The organism is Nonomuraea thailandensis, from assembly GCF_024172165.1.
Classification (GTDB): domain Bacteria; phylum Actinomycetota; class Actinomycetes; order Streptosporangiales; family Streptosporangiaceae; genus Nonomuraea; species Nonomuraea thailandensis.
In genome coordinates, this window is record NZ_JAMZEB010000002.1 from 295073 (window position 1) to 316327 (window position 21255).

General features: G+C 73.6%; 17 protein-coding genes. 6 read left to right on the forward strand and 11 right to left on the reverse strand.

Translation table 11 applies throughout. From position 1 onward, the window contains the following. The first annotated feature begins 387 nt into the window (after positions 1-387). Positions 388-951: a YybH family protein gene (locus tag HD597_RS05455; protein ID WP_253740600.1), complete on the forward strand. Its 564-nt coding sequence runs from the start codon at positions 388-390 to the stop codon at positions 949-951. A 188-nt stretch (positions 952-1139) separates the two neighbouring features. On the opposite strand, the gene HD597_RS05460 is transcribed toward HD597_RS05455, so the two are convergent. Then, on the reverse strand, positions 1140-1433 hold the full coding sequence (locus HD597_RS05460; protein WP_253740601.1) for a VOC family protein: 294 nt from the start codon (positions 1431-1433) through the stop codon (positions 1140-1142). Positions 1434-1536: 103 nt separating this feature from the next. Here HD597_RS05460 and HD597_RS05465 point away from each other — a divergent pair, with 103 nt between their 5' ends. Further along, positions 1537-2265, forward strand: a complete 729-nt coding sequence (locus tag HD597_RS05465) for a hypothetical protein (protein ID WP_253740602.1) — start codon at positions 1537-1539, stop codon at positions 2263-2265. Between the two features lie 189 nt (positions 2266-2454). After that, positions 2455-7149, forward strand: a complete 4695-nt coding sequence (locus tag HD597_RS05470) for an SCO7613 C-terminal domain-containing membrane protein (protein WP_253740603.1) — start codon at positions 2455-2457, stop codon at positions 7147-7149. 117 nt (positions 7150-7266) lie between these two features. Here HD597_RS05470 and HD597_RS05475 read toward each other — a convergent pair whose 3' ends face one another. Both HD597_RS05475 and HD597_RS05480 read right to left on the reverse strand, forming a co-directional pair. Then, complete coding sequence (locus tag HD597_RS05475; RefSeq protein WP_253740604.1) at positions 7267-7926, reverse strand: FadR/GntR family transcriptional regulator; 660 nt, start codon at positions 7924-7926, stop codon at positions 7267-7269. 50 nt (positions 7927-7976) lie between these two features. Continuing rightward, positions 7977-9107, reverse strand: a complete 1131-nt coding sequence (locus HD597_RS05480) for an ADP-ribosylglycohydrolase family protein (RefSeq protein ID WP_253740605.1) — start codon at positions 9105-9107, stop codon at positions 7977-7979. Between the two features lie 75 nt (positions 9108-9182). Here HD597_RS05480 and HD597_RS05485 point away from each other — a divergent pair, with 75 nt between their 5' ends. Next, positions 9183-11108, forward strand: coding sequence for a Xaa-Pro dipeptidyl-peptidase (locus HD597_RS05485; protein ID WP_253740606.1), 1926 nt, complete (start codon positions 9183-9185; stop codon positions 11106-11108). Positions 11109-11159: 51 nt separating this feature from the next. Here HD597_RS05485 and HD597_RS05490 read toward each other — a convergent pair whose 3' ends face one another. Genes HD597_RS05490 through HD597_RS05515 form a run of 6 tightly spaced genes read right to left on the reverse strand, consistent with a single transcriptional unit; the run spans position 11160 to position 16746 of the window. Further along, positions 11160-12968, reverse strand: coding sequence for an RNA polymerase sigma factor (locus tag HD597_RS05490; protein ID WP_253740607.1), 1809 nt, complete (start codon positions 12966-12968; stop codon positions 11160-11162). A 44-nt stretch (positions 12969-13012) separates the two neighbouring features. Beyond that, entirely contained in the window at positions 13013-14200 is a 1188-nt protein-coding gene (locus HD597_RS05495; RefSeq protein ID WP_253740608.1) for an FAD-dependent oxidoreductase, read from the reverse strand. Next, the gene (locus HD597_RS05500) at positions 14197-14943 is read right to left on the reverse strand and encodes a maleate cis-trans isomerase family protein (RefSeq protein ID WP_253740609.1); all 747 of its coding nucleotides are present in this window, start codon (positions 14941-14943) and stop codon (positions 14197-14199) included. Before HD597_RS05500 ends, HD597_RS05495 begins: the two co-directional genes overlap by 4 nt. A 60-nt stretch (positions 14944-15003) precedes the next feature. Then, the gene (locus tag HD597_RS05505; protein WP_253740610.1) at positions 15004-15216 is read right to left on the reverse strand and encodes a hypothetical protein; all 213 of its coding nucleotides are present in this window, start codon (positions 15214-15216) and stop codon (positions 15004-15006) included. A 16-nt stretch (positions 15217-15232) separates the two neighbouring features. Beyond that, a complete protein-coding gene (locus HD597_RS05510) occupies positions 15233-16039 on the reverse strand; it encodes a hypothetical protein (protein WP_253740611.1) in 807 nt (268 codons plus the stop codon). Further along, positions 16036-16746, reverse strand: coding sequence for a hypothetical protein (locus HD597_RS05515; RefSeq protein WP_253740612.1), 711 nt, complete (start codon positions 16744-16746; stop codon positions 16036-16038). The genes HD597_RS05510 and HD597_RS05515 overlap by 4 nt, the downstream gene beginning before the upstream one ends. Before the next feature lie 223 nt (positions 16747-16969). On the opposite strand from HD597_RS05515, the gene HD597_RS05520 reads away from it, so the two are divergent. Together HD597_RS05520 and HD597_RS05525 are read left to right on the forward strand one after the other, a co-directional pair. Beyond that, on the forward strand, positions 16970-18226 hold the full coding sequence (locus tag HD597_RS05520) for a Scr1 family TA system antitoxin-like transcriptional regulator (protein WP_253740613.1): 1257 nt from the start codon (positions 16970-16972) through the stop codon (positions 18224-18226). A 172-nt stretch (positions 18227-18398) separates the two neighbouring features. After that, positions 18399-19232: an SAM-dependent methyltransferase gene (locus HD597_RS05525; RefSeq protein WP_253740614.1), complete on the forward strand. Its 834-nt coding sequence runs from the start codon at positions 18399-18401 to the stop codon at positions 19230-19232. Positions 19233-19318: 86 nt separating this feature from the next. Here HD597_RS05525 and HD597_RS05530 read toward each other — a convergent pair whose 3' ends face one another. Then, positions 19319-19738, reverse strand: coding sequence for a hypothetical protein (locus tag HD597_RS05530; RefSeq protein ID WP_253740615.1), 420 nt, complete (start codon positions 19736-19738; stop codon positions 19319-19321). Next, complete coding sequence (locus tag HD597_RS05535; protein ID WP_253740616.1) at positions 19735-21252, reverse strand: hypothetical protein; 1518 nt, start codon at positions 21250-21252, stop codon at positions 19735-19737. The genes HD597_RS05530 and HD597_RS05535 overlap by 4 nt, the downstream gene beginning before the upstream one ends. Positions 21253-21255 lie beyond the last annotated feature (3 nt).

Consider the following 21255-nt stretch of genomic DNA (forward strand, 5'->3'; position numbering starts at 1 on the left):
CCGCTTTTGTCGGCAATCGCTGCGCCGCGGCGGGGCCGCAGGCTACGCTCTGATCTCCACGGCGCTCACTTCGGCCGGAGGGTAGACGTGCGCTCCGCGATGGGCCGCCGGTAACACGCAGCGCCGATCGGAGTCGACGCTTTCGCAGCGTTCGGCGTCCTCGCGCTGGGGGAGTGGTTCGGGGTTCGCCCGGGTTCGCGGCACTGGATGGACGCTATCGGCGCTGCCGTACGCGCTGGTATCGATGGGGCAACGATCACGGCTCTGACCGGTCTCGCCCATTCCCGTGAAGCGTTACCGTGAGTAATACCCGGACCAGGTAAAGGGCTCGTGCGGAGTGGCTAAACCGGGCATTCGCCGCCTACCCGCGGGGGCATCAAAGCGGCCATGAGCAAGATTTCTCAGCGCAGGGCGCTCCTGCTGGCGGCGATCGTGCCCGCCCTCCTCGTCGCGGGCTGCTCCGCGGGGAACAACACCCAGGCGATGAAGGGCGCGGCCAGCCCTGGCACGCCCACCGACATGGACTCCATGTCGCCGGAGGAGACCGACACCTCCCCCGACGCCACGGACACGGCCGAGGCCTCCCCGACGGACACCGCGGGCGGCGGCCAGGCGCAGACGGCCGTCCAGGGCTTCTTCAGCGCGATCAAGTCCGGGAACGTCGACCAGGTCGTCAACTCCTTCTCCGACGACGCGGTGGCCGCCGTGAACGGCCAGCCCACGGCGGAGGGCAGCCAGGCGATCCGCACCCTGTTCCAGAAGCAGATGCAGGGCAACGGCATGAAGCAGGCCACGCACACGATCGACGAGTCGCGCACCGCGGGGGACGCCGACGCGATCGTCCGCTCGACCAGCAAGCAGGGCAGCGACAACTACCGTGAGCTGTTCGTGCTCACCAAGGACGGCGAGGAGTGGAAGATCTCGCAGTTCATGAACAACAAGGCGTCCTGAACGCTCGAGGGTTCTGAACGGCCCGGGTAGGGGGACGGGGCTGGCGGCGGGTCGGGGGATCGGCCGCCACCTCGGCGACGGAATTCCTCCAGCCGGCGCCGGGCCGGAAACCCCGGCCGCAACTAGCCGTATATTGCACGGTTAAGGCGTCACATATCCAGAAATAAGCATTTTGTGTGATATGTGGGCTAATTTTGGGTGGTGTCGCCGGGGATCCGGGGATTGATGCGTCGCTGATCCACCAGGGCGAGGTAGACCGCGAAGGCGCCACGGGCCCACATCTCCGCCTGTTGCGCGGTCAGCCTGATCTCCTCGCCCTCGTGCGAGACGATCATGTATCCGCCCAGCGGCATCCGCCGCCACGCGACCAATACGTTCTCGTAAACGAGCACATCGAGCATCGCGGTCAGATATTCACGTCCGGCGGCGGACACGACGCAAGCCTCCTCGCTCCTCGCCGAATTCTCGCCCTTGCCCGCCATTGTGCGCGCCGTTTCGGGAAATGTCGCAGACCTTTGCGGGGACCGGCCGGATTTCGGAGAACCTCCGCCCGGCCGCCGGTGTATCTACACCGGAGGTGGTCCCATGAAGAAGGTCCTGGCCGCGGTGATCGCGGTGCCCGCCCTGATCGCCGCGCTGGTCGCCGGCGGTGCGCCGGCCGCCGCTACGGGCGGATGGGCGGTGACGTACCTGGATCCCGCGCCGTCCCGGTTCGAGAGCGGGACGTCGTACGCGCTGGGGTTCTGGGTGCTGCAGCACGGCACCCACCCGTTCGCGGGGAAGATGGAGCCCGTCGGGCTGCGCCTCACCGAGGAGGGCGGCAGGAGCCTGCTGTTCAGCGGGACGGCGCTGCCGGAGGCCGCGCACTACCTGGCGTCCGTGGTGGTGCCCGAAGGCGTGTGGAAGGTGGAGGGCGTCCAGGGGCCGTTCCAGCCGTACGAGGTGGGGACGCTCACCGTGCCCGGCGGCCTGCGGATCAAGCCCGTGGCGCCCGAGCTCGTGGACGCGATCGGGCAGGGCGGCCACGATTACTGGGGCAAGGTGCGGCCGCCGGGGTTCGAGCCCGGTGACGGGACCGTGCAGACCGTCCCGATCCCGCCCGCCGCTGTGCCCGCGCCGGTGTCCGCCGTGCCCGCGGTCTCGGCCGCTCCTGAGGGCGCTTCTGGCGGGGTGCCCGCGTACACGCTGCTCCTGGCCGCCGCAGGTGGCGCGGTGGTGGCGTGGGCGGCCCTGGGACTGCCGGTGGCGCTGCGGCGGCGCAGGGAGGAGGAGCCGGATCGCTCGCCGGAGGACAGCATCGTCATTTCTGGGTAGAGGCGGGGGCAGACCGCCGGGGTGCGCTCCCGACGCCCTCTTTCCCGAGCGGCACGCGTCGGGGGCTCACCTCGGCTCCTTCCCCTCCGGCCTGTGGGTCACGACGAGGCTGCGGCTTTTTCGATTGCCAGACAAATAGTGAAATGTGCGGCAAGGTCGTGGGGTCGCCGATCTCTGCGAGGTTCATGCATGGACTGGCCCCGCTGTCCCGCTTGCCGCGCCGCCCTGTCCGGCCCGGTGGAGGCCTGCCCCGAGTGCCGGTTGCTCCTGCACGGGCCCGCCGCCACCGGCTACCTGGAGGTCTCCGCCGCGCTCGCCGAGCTCGAGCGCCGGCGTACCGAGTTGCTGCGGCGGCGGGAGGAGGCGCTGGCGGGCATGCGAGCGGCCACCGAGGCGCAGGCCGCGCACTCCGCGGTGCCCGCCGCGGTGGCGACGGCTCGCGCATCCGGACGGCCGGAGCCGGTGGACGTCGTCACCTCCTCAGCCGGGGTGGTGACGGCGGCCGAGACGGTGACGTCCGGGGCCGTGCCGTCTGGCGGGGTGCCGTCTGGCGGGGTGGGGGCTGGGAGTGCTCCTGCTGCGGAGCGCGGGCGGGGGCCTCGGCGGGATCTGTCGCATCGGGCGGTGCAGAACCTGCTGCTCCTGCTCGGCGGGACCCTGCTGTCGATCGCGGCGGTGGTGTTCACGCTGGTGAGCTGGCAGGTGCCGGCGCTGCGGGCGCTCACTCTGATCCTGTTCACGGTGGCGGTGCTGGCCGCGCCGTGGTTGCTGGTGCGACGGCGGCTGGTCGCGACCGCCGAGACGGTGGCGCTGCTCGGGCTCGTGCTGATCCCCCTGGACGGCGTCGCCGTCATGCAGGTGTTCGACGGTGGCGGGTCCGGCGGGGGTTCCGGGCCGGATCCTCTGTGGGGCTACGCGCTGGGGGCCGCCGCGCTGAGCGTGGTGTGGGCCGTGTACGCGTGGCGGGCCCCGCTGCGCCTGCCCACACCGGTCGCGATCGTCCTGGCCCAGGTCCCGTTGCCGCTGGCCGCACTGGCGGCCGGGTCGGCAGGGGACGCGACGGCGCCCGGTCCGGGGTGGGGCGGCGAGGCGCCCGGGCCGGCGTGGCTCGCCGGGGCGCTGGTGGGCACCGCGGCGTTCGACCTGGTCCTGTGGCGGGCGGCGCGGCGGGCCAGGGTCGCCGCCGAGTACCTGACCACCGCCGTGGCCGGTTCGGTGGCGTGGGCCGGTGGGGTGGGGGTGGCGGCGTTCGTGACGGTGACGGCGAACGGCGGCTTCGTTCCCCTTCCCGTCGTGCCCGGCTCGGATCCCCGGCCGGCGCTGGCGATCGTGCACCTCATGCCCGCGACGGCCCTCGTGCTCGGCGCCGCCTCGGTGGTGGCGATCCTGTGGGCGGCCATGACGCGTGGGCGGGCCGCGCGCCTGGTGATCGCCGCCTGTGCCGCGCTCGCCGCGGTGGGGGCCTGCTGTGCCGTGCCCGCCTCGATCGTGAGCCCGCCGTGGCAGGCCGCGGTCGTCGCAGGCGGGGGCCTGGTGGTCCTGGTCGCCGCACTCCGGCTGCCCGTGCGGGTGCGGGACGGGGTCCGGGCGGGCGGCGGGATCGCGCTGGCGGTGGCGGCCTGCTGGAAGGCGCACGTGGTGATGACGGTCGCGGTCGGCCCGCTCGGCTGGCTCACGACGGGCTGGGGAGAGCGCACCGGCCGGGCGTCCGACCTGCTGGCTCCGGGCGTCCGCTGGGACGGCACCGGGGCCGCGCCCGCGGTGATGGCGGCCGTGACGGTGGGGCTGGCGCTGGCGCCCCCCAAGGGGGAGCTGTGGACGCCGGGGCTGCGCCGTACGCTCTGCCTGGTCGCGGGCTCCTTGGCCGTGCTCACGGCGCCGGTGGCGGCGGGGATGCCGTACGAGGTGGTCCTCGGCGTGCTCGTGGCCCTGGCCGGCGCGCTCCTGTGGACGGCCGCCGCGTCGGCGCGCGGGTACGCGGCGCCGTTGTGGCTCGGGGCGTACGCGGCCGGGCTCGTCATGGTCTGGGCGCTGGCCGATCGGGCGGCCGCGGTCGCGGTGACGGCCGGGGTGCTGGCCGTGCTGGCGGGCTGTGCCGTGGCCGCCCGGCCGAGGGCCGTGCAGGCCGTGGGAGGCGCCGGGGCGACGCTGGCGGCGGCGGTGCTGGTCTGGACGCTGTCCGGGAGTGGGATGGCGGCGGCACTGGCGATGCTCGGCGTGCGGGCCGCCACGCTCGTCGTGACCAGGCCGTCGCGCAGGCTGGCCGCCGCCGTCGTACGGGCCAGGCGGACGGGCGCCACCGTCGCCCTCGGCTTCCTCGACCGGCTGAGCCGGCTGGTACGGCCAGGCGGGCGGACGCCGGCCGAGGCGGCGGCCGTGGCGGTCGGGCTGGTGGCGCTGGCACAGGTGCCGTTCGGCCCGGAGAACGCGGCCGTCGCGGGATGGACGGGGGAGGCGCCGGCGCTGCTGCTGGCGATCGGCGCGGTGCTGGCCGCGGCCTCCGCCTGGCGCAGGCCCCGCGGGGCCTGGCGCACCGTGGCGGCGGTCGAGGCGTGCGTGCTGGCCGTGCTCGCGCCGCTGCCGCTGAGCGGGGCCGTCGTGCCCGCGCTCGTCGGCCCGTACGGCTGGCTGACCCACGCCTGGGCAGGCGCTGCGGAGGGGGCGCGGGAGGCGCTCAGCCCGGCGGGCTCCTGGCAGGCGCAGCCGCTGCTGATGCCGGTGCTGGTGCTGGCCGCGACCGCCGGCGCGATGGCGGCCTGGGCGCGCTGGGGCAGGCAGGCCGCCATGGGGGTGGCCGGGATCGCGTTCCCCGTGGCGGCGACGACGCTGCCGGTGGTGGCCGACCTGCCGTATTGGGCGGCGCTCGCCTTCCTGGTCGCGCTCACGGCCGGGCTGGCGCTCTGGTCGGCGGTGAACCGGTCGGCGGCGGGCGGCGCGAGCCTGTGGACGGCGACGCTGGCCGTGTCCTGGTCGCTGGCCGACCGTACGGCGACGCTCGCGGTGCTGGCCGCGATCGCGGTGACGGGGCTGCTGTGCGCCGTGCGGGGCAGGGGCTCGCCGGTGACGAGCGTGGCCGCCACGGTCACCGGGCTGGCCGTCGGTGCGGAGAGCGTGGCGGCGGCGCTGAGCGGCGGGCTCGGCGAGCCGGACGCGGCGCTGGTCCTGCTGCTGGTGATCGTCCTGCTGTCGCGGGCCGCCGCGCTGCCGCTGCTGCCCCCGGCCGTGGCCGGGCCGCTGGGAGCGGCCGCGCTGGGGTTGTGGCCGGTGGCCATGGTGCTGACGCAGGACGTGGCGCGGCTGTCGCTGGTGCTGGCCGTGGGCGGGCTGGCGCTGGCGGCGTCGGCCGGGCGGCTCGCGGGCGGGATCAGGCCGGCGGCGTACGCGCTGGCGGGCGTGGCCTCGGGCGTGGCGATCCTGCCGCACGTGCCGGTCTGGATGGAGGTGCTGGGGTTCCCGTACGGACGGGCCGGGCGTCCGTGGAGGGAGTACTTCGGTGGATGGGTGCCGCATCCGGAGGTGTGGGATTCGAGCCGGCCGCTGATCGCGGGCTTCGGGTTCGAGCGGGCGGAGGCGGCGACCGCGCTCGGGGCCGGGGTGTTCGTGGTGGCCACCGTGGTGATCATTGCCCGGCGGCTGCGCGGGGGTGTGGCGGCGCGGTCCGTGGCCACCGTCGCCGTGCCGTTGTGCCTGGGGATCCTGCCTCCGGTGGCGGAGCTGGCCTTTCCGTGGGTGCTGCTCTTCCACGGGGTGGTGCTGGTGGCGCTGACCGTCCAGGCGGCAGGCGGGGCGCGGGCGGGGGCGGCGGGGGTGATGGCGCTGCTCGCCGGCGCGCACGTGGTGGCCTGGTCGCTGGACGTGGAGGCGTACACGCTGCTGGTCCTCGCCGGGGTCGTGGTGCTGGGGGTGGCGGCCGCGGCGGTGGCGCGCGGCGAGGCCGTGCGGACGGGTGCGGCGGCGACGGCCACCGTCGCGGCGGGCGGGCTGGTCGCGGCCTGGTCGGCGGCGGCGGGGCTGCGCGTGGAGCAGGCGGCGTTCGCGGTGCTCGCCGTCGCCGCCCTGGCCCTCCTCGCCGCCGCCCGTCTCGCGACACTCAGGCCGTCGGCGTCCGCGCCGCACACGACGGCGGCGAGCGCCGGGGCTGTGGCGTCGGGCAGGACGTGGCCGAGCGCCGAGGGTGTGGCGTCGGGCAGGACGCGGTCGAGCGCCGGGGGCGGGGTGTCGCCCGGGACGTGGGCGGCGATCGGGGCCGAGGTGGCCGGGTGGGGGCTGGCGGCGGCGGGGGTGCTGATGGCGGGCAACGATCGGGAGCTGCATGACGCGGCCCTGGCCGGCGCCGGCGTGCTGGCCCTCGTCACCGCGCTGCGCCGCGACCGGCGGTCCGCCGTCTGGCCGGGGCTGGCGCTGCTGCAGGTGGCGCTGTGGCTGCGGCTCGGGCTGTACGGCGTCACCGCCCCGGAGGCGTACACCGTGCTCCTGTCGGCGGGCGCGCTGGTGATGGCGTGGCGGGCCAGGCGGCGCGACCCCGGGATCTCCTCCTGGACCGGGTACGGCGTGGCGCTGGCGCTGACGTTCCTGCCCAGCGTGTACGCCGCCTGGAACGACCCCGGCCTGGCCAGGCCGCTGCTGCTGGGCGTGGCCGCGTTCGCCGCCACCCTGGCCGGCGCCTGGGCGCGGCTGCAGGCCCCGCTGATCCTCGGCGGGGCGGTACTGGTGGTGACGGCGGCGCACGAGTTCGCGCCGGCGCTGGCCGAGCTCATGGGCCAGGGCCCGCGCTGGTTGCCGATCGCGGTGGCGGGCGCGTTCCTGCTGTTCACCGGGGCCACGTACGAGCACAGGCTGCGTGACCTGCGCAGGATCCGCCGGCTGATCGTCAGGATGCGCTGACCGCTCGCGGGAAGCGCGGAACCGGCCCGTCAGAGGTCGGGACGGCGCCTGTGAGTGGTCGGGGCGGCGTCTGTCAGAGGTCGGGACGGCGTCTGCGAGTGGTCGGGACGGCGTCTGTCAGAGGTCGCGTTCCTGCTGGTCGAGGATGGCGACCGAGACCGCGACGGCCCGCGCCGCGTCCCCCTCCTCGATCGCCCGCAGCAGGTCCTCGTGCGAGGTGTCGGGCACCAGCGCCGCCTCCTCCTGATCCCTGACGCTGTCGCGCAGCGCGTCGCTCATGCTGCGGTAGAGATCGCCCAGCAGCGCGTTGTGCGCGGCGTCGGCCACCTGCAGGTGGAAGTCCACGTCCGCGTCGGCGAACCCGTCGAGGTCGCCGCCCCGGCCCGCCGTGTTCCTGCGGGCCAGGGTCTCGCGCAGCGCGGCCAGGTCCTCCTCGGTGCGCCGGCCCGCCGCCAGCCGGGCCGCGACCAGGTCGAGGCCGCGGCGCACGTCGATGATGTCCATGGCGGCGGCCGTGTCGAGCCGGCGCCGCAGCGCGACCTGGGACTCGTCGGTCGCGGTCACGTACGTGCCGTCGCCCTGCCGGGTGTGCAGCAGCCCCGCGTGCGCCAGGACCCGCACCGCCTCCCGCACCGACAGCCTGCTCATGCCCAGGCTCTCCGCGAGGCGGCTCTCGGACGGGATCTTGGTGCCGACCGGCCACACCCCCGCGGCGATCTCCCTGCGGAGCTCGGCGATGGCGGCGTCCACGAGCGAGGTCCTGGCGACGTTACGCATGCGCCCACTCCTGTTCGGCTGGAAGAACATCCACCCTAATGGTGACGTGCTCAGGCCAGCTCGGCGGCGAGGCGTTCGATCGTGTCCCTGCCCTCCAGCGGCCCGAGCCAGGCGGCGGGCAGCGGGGCGGCGCCGTGCAGGGCGCCCAGGAGGTTGCCGCACACCGAGCCGGTCGAGTCGCTGTCGCCGGAGTGGTTGACCGACAGGAGCAGGGCCCTGTCCACGGCGGGCTCGGCCAGGGCGCAGTAGACGCCGATGGCCAGCGCCTCCTCCGCCACCCAGGCGCCGCCCAGCGACTCGACCGCCTCGGGCGAGTGCCCGCCGCTGCCCGCCAGGCGCACGGCGGCGCGCAGGGCGGCGGTGGTCTCCTCGTGGCCGGGATACTCGGCCAGCAGCTCCATCGCCTGGCGGACGGCGGGCTCCAGCGCCTGTCCGGCCATGAGGTGCGTGATGATCGCCGCGAACGCGCCGGCGGCGAGGTAACCGGTCGGGTGGCCGTGGGTGATCTGCGCGCAGGCCGCCGCCAGCTCGAACGCCTCCCGCGGCACGCGCTCGACCAGCCCGAACGGGGCCGAGCGCATCACGGTGCCGCAGCCCTTCGAGCCGGGGTTGACCGGGCCGGGCTCGCCCCACGGGGACGGGCCGGGGAACCAGCGGTGCAGGCCGGAAAGGCAGGCGTTGCCCGGGGCGCGCCGCGAGTACAGCCAGGCCTCCTCGCGGAGCGGGCCCGTCCGGTGGGGGAGGCCCCCGGGCGGGGGCGCCTGATGCTGCTGGGTGTCGAGCCAGCGCAGGTACGCCCGCCGAACGGCGTCGACGGCCGCCGCGCGCGCACCGCCCCCGGCACCGCCGGGCTCCGCGTCCGGTGCGTCGCCTCGCGCCGCGATCGGCGCGCCGTCCCTCGCCCCGGCCCGCGCGCCGCCATCCTCCTCGCCCGCCGTCCGGCTGGCGTGAGCCGCGGTGACGCGGGCGTCCAGCAGGCCCTCGACCGTGAAGAGGGTCATCTGGGTGTCGTCCGTGATCAGGCCGGTCCTGCCGCGCCAGGTCGTGACATATCCCGTGATGCCGTCCGTCCCGTGATGCTTGCGGATCTCCCGCAACGACTGAAACTCGATCGGCGCGCCCAGCGCGTCGCCGATCGCGCCGCCCAGGAGGCAGCCCCGTACCCGATCCGACACTTCCATGCCCTGGATATTGCCACCTCTCTGACCGTCTGAGAGATTGCGCTTGTTTCGGTCCGTCCGTCCCGGAGGTCACGCGTGTCACAATTACGCCCAGCCCTCTTCGCAGTCGCCCTCACCCTCGCGATAGCGACCCCTGCCCAGGCAGCCGCAGCCGCTCCTGCGATCACCGTCCAGAACGGCCGCACGCAGCCGGTCTTCTCGTACGCGGACGCCGTCCGCGAGCACGTGTACGTGGAGTCGACCGTCGACAGCGACCTCGACGGCGCGCTCGACAAGGTCAGGGTGGACATCATCCGCCCCAAGGAGTCCGGCCCCTCGCTCCGGGTGCCGGTGATCATTGACGAGAGCCCGTACTACGACAACTCGGGCCGCGGCAACGAGTCGGAGCGCAAGGTCTACGACGCTGCCGGAAATGTCACGAAATTTCCGCTCTTCTATGACAACTACTTCGTCCCGCGCGGCTACGCCGTCCTGAACGTCGACATGCTCGGCACCACCAGGTCCGACGGCTGCCCCGACGTCGGCGGCAAGGCCGACGTGCTGGGCGGCAAGGCCGTCATCGACTGGCTGAACGGCCGCGCCAAGGCCTTCAGGGCCGACGGCACCCCGGCCGTGGCCGACTGGACGACCGGCAGGTCCGCGATGATCGGCAAGTCGTACGACGGCACCCTCGCCAACGCCGTCGCCGCCACCGGCGTCGAGGGGCTGAAGACCATCGTGCCCATCTCGGCGATCAGCTCCTGGTACAAGTACCAGCGCTCGAACGGCGTCGTCTACAACTACGACTACGCCTCCTGGCTGGCCAACTACGTCGACACCGACCCCGAGGCCAAGTGCCAGGCCGTACGCGACAAGATGGACGCCGAGGACGGCGACGCCACGGGCGACCACAACCCGTTCTGGGCCGAGCGCGACTACATCGAGGGCCTGCTCGCCGACGTCTCCAAGGTCAGGGCGAGCGTGTTCGTCGTGCACACGGTCAACGACCTCAACGTCAAGCCCGACAACTTCTCCGTCTGGTGGAAGGCGCTGGCCGACCGGCACGTGCCCCGCAAGATCTGGGTCGGCCAGACCCAGCACGTCGACCCGTTCGACTTCGAGGGGCGCCGCGGGCTGTGGGTGGACACGCTGCACCGGTGGTTCGACCACTGGCTGCACGGCGTACGCAACGGGATCATGAACGAGCCCCGCGCCGACGTCGAGATCGGCCCGGTGCAGTGGATCAAGCAGCGCGACTGGCCGGCCCCGTTCGCGATCAGGGCGTCGCTGCGGCCCGCGGCCGACGGCTCGCTCGGCCTGCGGCCCGCCGCCAGGAACAGCACCGCCTCCTTCACCGACCTCGCCATGAGCGAGAACGACATGGTGGCCGACGTGGGCACCGCGCATCCCGGCCGGGTGGCGTTCACCACCGGGGCGCTCCCGCTCGACCTGCGGCTGTCCGGCACGCCCACCGCCGACCTGCGGGTCAAGCTCGACAAGCCCACCTCCAACCTGACGGCGCTCCTGGTGGACTTCGGCGACAGCACCCGCGTGGACTGGCGCCGCGGCCAGGGCATCACCACCCTCGCGGAGGAGGACTGCCACGGGGAGAGCACCGCGGCCGACGACGCCTGCTACCGCAAGGTGGTCACGAACGTCGCCACCCGGCCCCTGGAGATCGTCGCCCGCGGCTGGATCGACGTGCAGAACCGGCAGTCGCTCAGCCAGGCCACGCCGCTGCCGGTGGGCACGTACGGCACAGTGCGGTGGCTGACGCTGCCGCAGGACTACACGTTCAAGAAGGGGCACCGGATCGGGCTCGTCATCGCCGGGACCGACTCGACCTACACCGATGAGGCCGGGACGGGCGCCGGCGTCACCGTCGACCTGGCCCGTAGCAGCGTGAGCGTGCCGTTCGTGCTGGGGACGCCGCTGGCGGACGTGCCTCAGGACACGGCCAGGTTCCGCGGGCCCGAGCGGGTCGAGCTGCCTCAGCCCGAGCAGGAGTTCCAGTTCTTCTAGACCCGGACGGTCCCACGACCCCTGCCGTGCCGCGGCGGGGGTCGTGCGGGGTCAGTCGCAGGGGCTCAGGCGGGTGCCGCCGCGGACGTCGAGCATGACGATGTCGTCGTCCGTGGAGCGCCCGACCGTCCAGGCCACGTCCAAGGTCAGCGTTCCGCCGCCGGTCGTGACGCCGCCCGTGGTGCGGCCGTCACCGGTGGCGCGGCCGGTCCACCGCACGGCCACCCTCCCGCGGTGCGTGCCCGGCTCCAGGTCACAGGGATCCTGAGGGGAACGGACGCGGACCCGGTTGCCGGAGACGGCGATGCCGTTCGTCCCGGTGGCCGAGGTGATCTCGCACCGGCCCGTGCACGCCAGCGAGAACGTCCCGCTGCGCCCCGTCCCCAGCCACAACGACGACGGCGACAGCCGGGCCACCGGCGGCGCGGGCCGCGGCAGGGCGGACTTCCTGGGCAGGGACTTCAGCGCCGACCCGGTGGAGCCGGGGGCGGTGACCTCGGCGCCCCAGGCCGCCGGCGCCTGCGGCGGCACGCTCGCCTGCGCGGCGGCCTTGGTGAGCGTGGCCGGCTGGGACTGGGAGTTCAGCACGGCCCAGATGAGGCCCGCCGCCAGCAGGCCCACGCCCAGGATCAGCCCGAGCCTGGCCACGGCCCTGATCGGGGTGCCGGGCTCGGGATCGTCGTCATCGTCCGCGGGCGGCCGCCAGTACTCCTGCCACTGCGCGCCGCCCCCGTTGGGCGTCTGCTCCAGGGCGGACAGGGTGATGCCGCCGTAGCGGACGATCGCGCCGTTGTGGTGGGTGCCGTTGCTCTCGCCCTTGACGGCGGTGGTGTAGACGAGCTTGTCGCCGTACGCGCCGCCGCGGAAGGGCCGCGTACGGCTCGGCGGCGTGAACGGATGCCGCCCGCGCACGGCGGGCGCGCCGGGATGCCCGAGCCCGCCACCGGCGCGTTCCACGTCGGCGCCGGGGAGTTCACGTTCGGGGTGCTCCTGGTCGGCGGCAGCCGCGCCCGCCGCCGACCAGGGCTTTCCCGAGGTCGCCGTCGTGGGGCCGGCGACCGGGGCGGGCGGCGTGGCATCGGCGACCGGAGGAGCCGGCGACGAGGAGCCGGTCTCCACCAGTGTGCGGGCCTGCACAGGAAAGCCGTCGGCCCGCCAGAGTGGCCCCTCGCCGGGCAACGGCTGCGCCAACGCCAGCCGGTTGGGAAGTGTGCCGGGCAGTGCCGCGATCGGCAGGCGGCGCAGCAGCGCGCCCGCCGTCATGGTCCTGGGCGCGGCCCGGCAGGTCGCGCAGGACTGGATGTGCCGGCCGATCCTGGCCCTGGCCCGCCGGCCGGGGGCCGCGACCCACTCGGCCATGCGTGCCGTCAGGTCGGGGCAGCCGTCACGGGAGCGGGCGGCGACGATCGCGGCGAACCATTCCTCCAGGGCCGCCGCGGCCCGCATGACGATGGCGCGCACCTCGGGCTCGGGCAGCTCGAAGATCGCGGCGAGCTCCCTGTCGGCCAGGCCGTGCCGTACGGACAGGTCGAGCAGCTCGCGCTGCGGGCGTTCGAGCGACAGCAGCGCCTCGGGCAGCAGCTCCGACATGCGGCCGGGCCGCGACCACGAGCCGATGCTCGCGGGCTTGGCGACGACCGCCCGATGCGCTCTGGCCACCGCGTACAGCCAGGGCCGGCGCAGGGCCGGATCCACCACGCGATCCGCGTACAGGTGCACCGTCATCGCGGCCCCGGCGACCGCCTGCTCGGCGTCGCCCGCGGCGAGCTCGGTGCGGCAGTAGTCGTAGAGGCGGGCTCCGTGCTTGTCGCACAGGTCACGAATGGCCTGGCGCGCGTCGTCCGACAGGGTTCGCCACATCCGGTGTCACCTCCTCCATTCGGTACGCGGACACGGTCGCGAGGTCAGGTCCTCCCGGCCGAATCGGCGGATGCCGAGCTCGGCGTGTCGAGCAGCGACGCCTGCGCCAGGTAGGCGCGCGTGGCGTCAGGGTCCCCGGCGATGGCCCGCAGCCCGGCCATGGCCGCCGCGAGCCGGGCGCTGTCGCGTTCGCGCACGCCCGCCAGCCGGGTCTCGCCGCGCGGGATCACCCGTTGCAGCAGCACCGATCGTCGGCGCCAGGCCCACGCCTCCAGCGCGGCGGGCCGGGCGTAGCCGCCGATCACGGCCGCCATCACCTGACCGGCCTCGGCGGCGTCGTGGATGCCGGCGTTCATGTTGAGCCCGCCGACGGTCGAGGTCAGGTGCGCGGCGTCGCCCACGAACAGCACCCGCCCGCACCGGTAGGAGGTCAGCACCCCCCGGGACAGTCCGAACCGGTCGGCGCCGGTGATCCGGATCGGCTCGCCCGCGCCGGGCAGGGCCCTGCGGACCAGCAGCGACAGGTTCGACGGGGACAGCGGCTCGTGCGAGTCGCAGGGGATCTTGAAGATGATCCGCCAGTGGTCGGGCAGCCCGAGCAGGGTGCACGACTGCTGCACGTCCCGCACGTACGTCAGCGGCGCCAGGCTCGGCAGCAGCCGGTCGAGCGGCGAGTCGGTGAACACCCGCAGCGCCTGCACCGGATAGGCGGACCGGGGGAACGGCAGGCCCAGCGAGCCGCGCACGGTGCTGTGCGCGCCGTCGGCGGCGATCAGGTACCGGGCCCGCGTCCAGGTGTGGCCGACGCGGACCCGGATCCCTGTGCCGCCCTCCGCCACACCGTCCACGTGGGTGCCGAACCGCACGTCCACGTCCGGGTGGACGCTCAGGGCGGCCAGCAGCAGCGGGGTCAGGGAGGCCTGGTCGGCGTGGATCCTGAACGGATGCTTGGTCAGGCCGTCGAGCCGGTTCATGCCCATCTCGGCCAGCACGATCCCCGACCGGTCGCGCCACTGCACCCGGTCCACCACCCGGCCGGCGCTCACCAGCCTGGCCGCCACGCCGAGGTCGTCCAGCAGGTCCAGCGTGGCGGGGTGGAAGGTGCAGGCGCGCGCCTGCCGGGGCAGCTCGTGCTCGCGCTCCAGCACGGTGACCGGGATCCCGGCCCTGGCCAGGCAGAGCGCGGCGGTCAGACCGGCGGGCCCGGCGCCGACCACGATCACGCCGTTCATGGCCGGCCTCCCACGCGCGCCGTGGCCGCCATGTGGTGGCGGCGGTACGGCACGCGGCTGAGCGTCACGTGCCGGCCGACGGCCTTGGACAGGGCCCACCAGGCCACGCAGAGGTTCGAGGTGAGCAAGGTACGGTCGTTGCCGCTGGTCAGCGGCCTGAGCACGGGCAGCGTGGGCAGCCCGGTGCCGGTGAAGAGCAGCACGGCGTCCCCGGGCGGCTCCGCCAGCTCGACCTGGCTCACCAGCGACGAGGGCGTGTGCCCGTAAGGGGAGTAGCCGTCCGGCGCGCGTACCTGGACGACCTGGGTGACGTTCAGCCCGGCCGTCTTCCAGAACCGCTCCGCCAGGTCCGTCACCCACGGCTGGTACGGCGAGACCAGCACGATGTCGCTCGCCATCACGTGTTCGAGCGCCTCCCGGGTGGCCAGCGTGGCGGTGGCGAACGGCACCCCGGTCGCGGCCGTCAGCTCGGCGCACTGCTCGCGGTCCTCGTCCGGCCCGAGCAGGTAGCGGGGCTGGCTGCAGGCCATGACCATCGCGTCCAGCCGCAGGCCGTCGAACGCGCCGATCATGGCGGGCAGGGCGGCGTTGTAGCCGTCGAGCCGGTCGGCCAGGGACGGCCCCGGCCGTACGGGGAGGCGGGCGACGTGCATGTCGGCCCGCGAGCCGAGCAGTCTGGTCAGCTCGGGCTCCGCCGACGGGTTCGCGGGCGCCACGAGCACGCCGACCCTGCGGCGGCTCATCGGGTGCCCCGGACGGTGCGCATGGTCTTTCCTCCTGTGCGGGAAGGCGAGAGAGGGGGTTCAGTGAGCCCGGTGCCGCAGGGCCTCGTCGATCTCGGTGATGGCTTCGACGGACACCTGCCGGATGCGGCGCAGCCGGTGCACGGTGCGCGCCGGTCCCGCCGCCTGTTCCTCGCCTCGCGGTTCCCCGCCCCAGGACGGCGGCGGCGCGCCGGGCCGTACGCCCCGCGCGTGGACTTCGTGGGGTTGCGTGCGCAACTCGTCGGTGAGCATGGTCGGTCGCTCCTATTTACAGCGGGTGGGTTACTCGGGGTGGATCTCCAGGGCGGGCCGGTCGGGTCCCGGCCCGGTCGAGCCTCGCGCGCGGTTCGGCGAGGGGCCGGCGCAGCATCGCCGGCCCCTCTTCGGCCGCGCGTCGGGATCGGGGTCCGTTCTCACGTTGCGACGCCCCGGCGACCCGCACCAGCGCCGTGGCGGCGAGCAGAACGGTGGCCGGCAGTACGGCCATGAGCACGCGGGCGTGCCCGGGCGCCGGCCCCCTCGGGGGTGGCCGGCCGATCGCAACCGTGGCGCCCGTCACGGTGATCGTTCCGCCCGGCATCGCTGCCGTGCCGATGGTGCCGTCCAGGCCGGATGCACCGCCGTAGACGACCCTGCCGAGCCCGACGCGGCGGACGACCGGCACGGCCGGAGGCGCCGCCGCCATCGTGGCGGCTCCTGGGGAGCCGCGAAACCGCCGCGGGTCGCGGGCACGCCGCCGCCACGAGATCAGCGGCAGGACGGCGTACGCGCGCACGCGACCCGGCGGGCGGTGAGAAAGCCGGCCCCAGGCGCCACCCCTCGAAACGGCCAGCACGCCAGCCGCTACCGCGCTGGCCGACAGCACCGCGCCGACTAGGTCGGGCACGTGCTCCACGGTGCCGGGGGGGTGGGACAGCGCCGGGGCCAGCGCTGGGAGGGCTGCCACGCGGGCCGCGTACGGCCCGCGCCGGCCGCGGGCGGCCGGTGGCCGTGCGCCGCCGGGTGGCAGCGGTCGCCGGGACGCGGACGGGATGACCGCCGTCGCGTCCAGGCGGGTGGAGGCCGGGAGATTCATCGAGCCGTCACCGCGCTCTCGGCCACGTTCGGCACGCTGACGCAGACCATGCGCTCCGTCAGCCCGGCTCTGGGTCCTGCCGCGCGCGTACGGGCCGGTCCCGCACCGCCGGCCACCATGCGCGCGACCTTGGAGGCGAGCGCCAGGTGCTCGCCGCAGCGCCGGCCCACCTTGGCCTCCAGGCCGGCCACCTGGGCCAGCCTGAGCCGCAGGGGCTCCAGCGACGAGCGCCGTTCGAGACCGTCGAGGTCGGCCAGTCTGGCCGGCCAGCGCAGCTCCTCGGCGCAGTGGGTCTCGACCTCGACGGGCAGCTCCGCGGCGGGGAACCCCTCATGACGCAGCCGGGTGGCGACCATGACGGCGGTGAACGCCGTCTTGTCGAAGTCCGCCAGCCGGCCCGCGAGGGCCGCGCCGAGCATCCTGACGCGGTGGCTCAGGCAGACCGCACTCCACCCGAGCAACAGCAGCCGATCAGGGCCCGTCTCGGTGTGCCAGCCCGCCAGCCGCAGCTCGCGGGCCATCCGGTGGTAGAAGCGCCAGCGGTGCCCGGGGTCGTCCAGCCAGACCTGGACCCCGCCCAGCGGCAGGCCGGCGACGTGTACGCCGGCTCCCGCGACGGGTCCCGCCACGCGGGCGCAGATGCGCTGGACCACCCGCTCCTGACCGGGGACGGCCGGGCCGTCCAGGAAGGTCGAATCCATGGTCACGTCCGGCCACCTCCTCGCAGGGGGACTCTCCAGAACCCTGAGACTGTTAAGCCACAGTTACCACGTGAACCGATAGTCCGCTTCGTGAGGGGGTTATGTCAACTGACAGTTTGCGCATAAGTTGATACCTGCCTGCGTGGCAGAGCTTGCCCGCATGGCAGGGGACAGTGGGGCTCGCGTCCCTTACCCTGGACAATGTTCACGGGCGGCTAGGAGGTGTGCCGTGGCGAACTTCGCCGAGCGGCTCGATCTCGCGCTGACCAAGCGCGGCTTCACCGGCGCGCAGGTCGCCTCCGCCCTGACGGAGGCCGGCATCCCCATCACCCGCGCCTACGTCAGCCAGCTGCGCACCGGCAAGCAGACCAACCCGACGCTCCAGGTGCTCAGGGCGCTGGCGTCCTGCCTGCAGGTGAGCGTCGGCTGGCTGGTCGGCGACGACTACCTCGAGTCCGGCTCGGTGGAGGACCTGCAGCTGCGCGCGGCCACGATCGGCCTGTCCGCCTCCGGGCTGTCGGAGACCTCGCTGGCCGTGCTGCGCGGCGTGGTCGAGCTGGCCCGCAAGGCCGAGGGGCTGCCCGAGGAGCCCGAGCCGACGTCCGACATCCCCGAGGCCGTCGCGCCGCTGAGCGGCCCGCAGCGCCGGGCGCTGGGCAAGCGGCTGCACGGCCTGCGCCTGGCCGCCCAGCTCTCCGTCGAGCAGGTCGAGACCGCGATCGGCAGGGGCGCGGCCGCGATCCCCGCCATCGAGGAGGGCCGCATCGCGCCGGCGCCCATCACCGTCGAGCGCCTGCTGACCGTCTACGGCGTGTCCGTGGCCCCCATCCGCGAGTACGTGCTCTCGCTGGCCAGGGGCGAGCGCGAGGCCGCCTGGTACGACGCGCAGTCGGTGCCCGTGTGGCTGGCCACCGGCTACGCCCTGGAGGGGCGCGCCACGGTGATCCGCACCTACCACAACCAGTTCGTCCCGCCGCTGCTGCAGACCGAGGAGTACGCCAGGGCGGCCATCACCGTGGCCGGGCCCGCGACGCTCGGGCAGCAGACGGTGGAGGAGGCGCTGGCGCTCGTGCTGGCCCGCCAGGAGGCGGTGCCCCGCGACAACGGCGTGGTGTTGTGGGCCGTGATCGACGAGAGCGTGCTGACCCGCTCGATCGTCGGGCAGCACGTCCAGCTCCGCCAGCTCGACGTGCTGATCGAGCACGCCAAGCGGCCCAACGTCTCCCTGCACGTGGTGCCGATGGAGGACCCGGCGTACGTGCCGCGCACCGGCCCCTTCACGCTCTGGCGCTTCACCGAGGCCTTCGAGCCCGACATCGCCTGCGCCCACGGCATCGAGTCCGACGCGCTGATCACCGACACGACCGCCGTGGAGGCCTTCCACCAGGCGTTCACCAAGCTGTCGGTGACGACGACCACCCGCGACGAGACGTTCGAGATGCTCAATTACCATCGCGAAAGGCTTTCGCGATCTCTGGGTATTTGATCTCCCCGCCCATTCGTACCAACCATTGGTAACGTAGGTATATCCATAATCAATGGCTTTTGCGGTTGTCTTTCGCCGTGGGGCGAGGATCATATGGTCTGGGTCATCGAGTGGGGTCCGAAAGGATCAGCTTTTCCCGAGATAGTGGGCGAGGGGAAAGGGGTAACACTCAATGCGTCAGCGTGCCATCCGAAACCTGGCGAAGCTGGAGATGACCCAAGCGCGTGCCACTCGCATTCTCGACGCAGCCGCGGGTGGGAAGAACAACTTCGTGGCGGACCGGGCGGTCATAAACCGTTATGATCAGGCCGCGCCCATCACGACGACGGCCGCCAGGGCCGTGCTCGAATATTTGCGCCGTGTGGTCCGTCATCTGGCCGGCCAGGGCGTGGATCAGTTCGTGATCGTCGGGAGTGGTGTCCCGAGTGGCCTGCCGCCGGGCAGGCAGTTGCACGACGTGGCCCGTGACGCCCTGAGCGCCTCGGTGCCGCGCGTGGTCTACGTGGAGAACGACCCTATGGTGCTGGCCGGAGCGCGGGCGACCATCGAGCCTGTCACCGACCTCGTCCGCGTTGTAGAGGGCGACGTGCGCGAGATCGACGAGATCCTCGATGACCGGGTGCTGCAGACGTTCCTCGACTGGGACCGGCCGATGGCCGTGCTGCTGCTTTCCACCCACAGCCTGAACGACGACGAGTACTTCCATTACGTGATCAAGCGGATTCGCCAGGTGGTCCCCGAGAGGAGTTACCTGTCGGTCATGCAGACCACGTTCGACGCCATTCCGGCGGAGCTGTTGCCGGCCATTCACGACCTGCTGGCCATGACGCTGCCGGGGCACGCGATTCGCACCCGGGAGGAGGTCGAGGCGTTGCTCGAAGGTCTGGTGCTGGTAGAGCCGGGGCTGGTGTGGGTTCCGGAATGGCGGCCCGACGACCACGACATCGCCTGTGCCGATCAGCCCAGCGCGTCGGGCAACTACGGAGCCGTGGCCCGGATCCCCTGACGCCCGTCACGCCTGAGCGGTCGCGGTTCCGGCCGGCGCGCCGGCCGGGCCCCCTGGCCGGCTCGGCGCCGCCCACGCGCCCGCCTTCACAACAGGCGGCCGCCCCGCAGCCGCCACTGCACGAACAGCACCCGCATGGGCCCGTTCACGAACAGCCACTGGCCGATCCACACGACCCCGAACATGACGGCGAACGCCCAGAACGACACCGGCCCCTCGACCCCGGGCACCAGCTCCAGATCGAGCAGGACCCACATGAGCAGCCCTTCCGGCACCACCGTGACCAGCCCGAACAGCGTCGGCCAGTCCTTGTCCCAGCGGAACTGCATCAGCAGGTGGTACAGCAGCTCCCAGCCGACGCCCACCACGGCCACGGCCAGCAGCATCACGAACGCGTCGCCCAGCGACAGCGGCAGCACGGCGCCGAGCAGCGCCGTCAGCACCACCCCCACCGTGGCCAGCACGAACAACCGGGTCTGCACGCGCCCGGCCAGCGTCGGGATCAAGCCGGTCTCCTGTTCGCCGCCCACCTCAGCCATTGCGACACCGACCTGACCGGCCCCAGCCCCTTGCAGAACCCCCGCCTGGCCAGGTCGTCGGCGATGTCGAGGGCCGCGGTCTGCATGCCGAGGAAGCTGTCGACGGCCAGGAAGTGGTTGCCCGCGGTGGCCGCGCCCGAGGCGTACAGCCGGCCGTCGCCGTTCTCCGCGCCCAGCACCTCGAAGCTCGGGCCCACCTGCAGCCGGCCCGCCTTGTTGGGGCGGGCGCCGCCGTGCTGCAGCAGGTCGGCCAGCACCCGGTGCTCCGGCATGTCGGCCTCCAGGCCGGTGCAGTCGATGATGAAGTCCGAGACGTACTGCATGGGCGCCGAGCTGACGCTGCGGGTGTGGGTGACCAGCCGGCCGTCGGGCGTCTGGTCGATGCGCTCCACCACGGCGTGCACCGGGTGGTACCAGCTTCCCTGCCTGGCCCGGTGCATCTGCTCCTGCCAGCGGGCCAGCTTCGGCGTGGTGGTGCCGGCCACCAGCGCGGCCAGCCGGGCCCGCCGCTCCGGCGGCGCCTTGCGGAACTGCGCCTTGAGCTGGCCGCCGAACGCCGACTTGGGCATCGTGAACGCCTGGTACGCCCACCCGTCGCCGCCCTTGCGCCGCATGAACGCGTGGGGCCCGTGCGCGCCCGTCACGAACGTGCGGAACAGGTGCACGATCTGCGTCTGCAGGCCGTACCGCTCCCTGTCGTCCATGAGGCGCTGCAGCACCCGCGAGGCCACGATGCCCGCGCCGCGCACCACCACCACGCCGGGACGCTTGCTGAGCTGGTCGTAGACGTGCTCGTGCGGCTCGTACGCGTTCACCACGCGGTACCGCTCACCCTTGCGCTGCCGGAACTCCTGGAGGTCGTCGAGGAACTTCAGCCCCGGATACCCCACGGCCAGGTGCACATACCGCGAGCGCAGCGCCACCCGCTTGGTCGGCCCGCTGCCCGCCGGCGGCGTCAGCACGGTGAAGTAGCCGCCGCCCAGCCGCTTCCTGACCATGCGGACCTGGCCCTTGGCCAGCATCTCCCAGTAGCCGATGCGGTCGGCCTCGCGCTGCACGCCGCGCAGGACGAGCGCGGCCCGCGGGCTGTAGAAGTCGCGGCCGATCGGCTCGGTGAGCACCTGGAACAGCGGCCCGATGGAGCGCTCCTGCCAGGCCTCCTGCACCGCGTACGAGGGAAAGCCCCAGATGTTGTCGGGCCGCGCCCCCGAGTCGGAGCGGATGCGCTCGTGCGCCGGGAGCTGCGAGACCCGCGTCAGGTACTCCCAGGTCTGCCAGGGGGAGTCGCTGGTCGACAGCACCCGCATGGCGGAGGCGGCCACGCCGCGGATGCGCAGCACGTCGAGCAGCGTGAACGAGCCGAGCCCGCCGCCCACGGAGACCAGCGGCATGTCGTAGATGGGGATGCCCGCCGACTCGACGAGCCCGTCGGCCCAGACGGAGGAGTGCAGTAACTCCGGCGTCAGATCTCCCCATGACACGGA

Excerpts from the sequence above, each read along its gene's own strand:
- HD597_RS05455 (WP_253740600.1), top strand. The coding sequence starts at position 388 with ATGAGCAAGATTTCTCAGCGCAGGGCGCTCCTGCTGGCGGCGATCGTG.
- HD597_RS05460 (WP_253740601.1), bottom strand. The coding sequence starts at position 1,433 with ATGGCGGGCAAGGGCGAGAATTCGGCGAGGAGCGAGGAGGCTTGCGTC.
- HD597_RS05465 (WP_253740602.1), top strand. The coding sequence starts at position 1,537 with ATGAAGAAGGTCCTGGCCGCGGTGATCGCGGTGCCCGCCCTGATCGCC.
- HD597_RS05470 (WP_253740603.1), top strand. The coding sequence starts at position 2,455 with ATGGACTGGCCCCGCTGTCCCGCTTGCCGCGCCGCCCTGTCCGGCCCG.
- HD597_RS05475 (WP_253740604.1), bottom strand. The coding sequence starts at position 7,926 with ATGCGTAACGTCGCCAGGACCTCGCTCGTGGACGCCGCCATCGCCGAG.
- HD597_RS05480 (WP_253740605.1), bottom strand. The coding sequence starts at position 9,107 with ATGGAAGTGTCGGATCGGGTACGGGGCTGCCTCCTGGGCGGCGCGATC.
- HD597_RS05490 (WP_253740607.1), bottom strand. The coding sequence starts at position 12,968 with ATGTGGCGAACCCTGTCGGACGACGCGCGCCAGGCCATTCGTGACCTG.
- HD597_RS05495 (WP_253740608.1), bottom strand. The coding sequence starts at position 14,200 with ATGAACGGCGTGATCGTGGTCGGCGCCGGGCCCGCCGGTCTGACCGCC.
- HD597_RS05500 (WP_253740609.1), bottom strand. The coding sequence starts at position 14,943 with ATGAGCCGCCGCAGGGTCGGCGTGCTCGTGGCGCCCGCGAACCCGTCG.
- HD597_RS05505 (WP_253740610.1), bottom strand. The coding sequence starts at position 15,216 with ATGCTCACCGACGAGTTGCGCACGCAACCCCACGAAGTCCACGCGCGG.
- HD597_RS05510 (WP_253740611.1), bottom strand. The coding sequence starts at position 16,039 with ATGAATCTCCCGGCCTCCACCCGCCTGGACGCGACGGCGGTCATCCCG.
- HD597_RS05525 (WP_253740614.1), top strand. The coding sequence starts at position 18,399 with ATGCGTCAGCGTGCCATCCGAAACCTGGCGAAGCTGGAGATGACCCAA.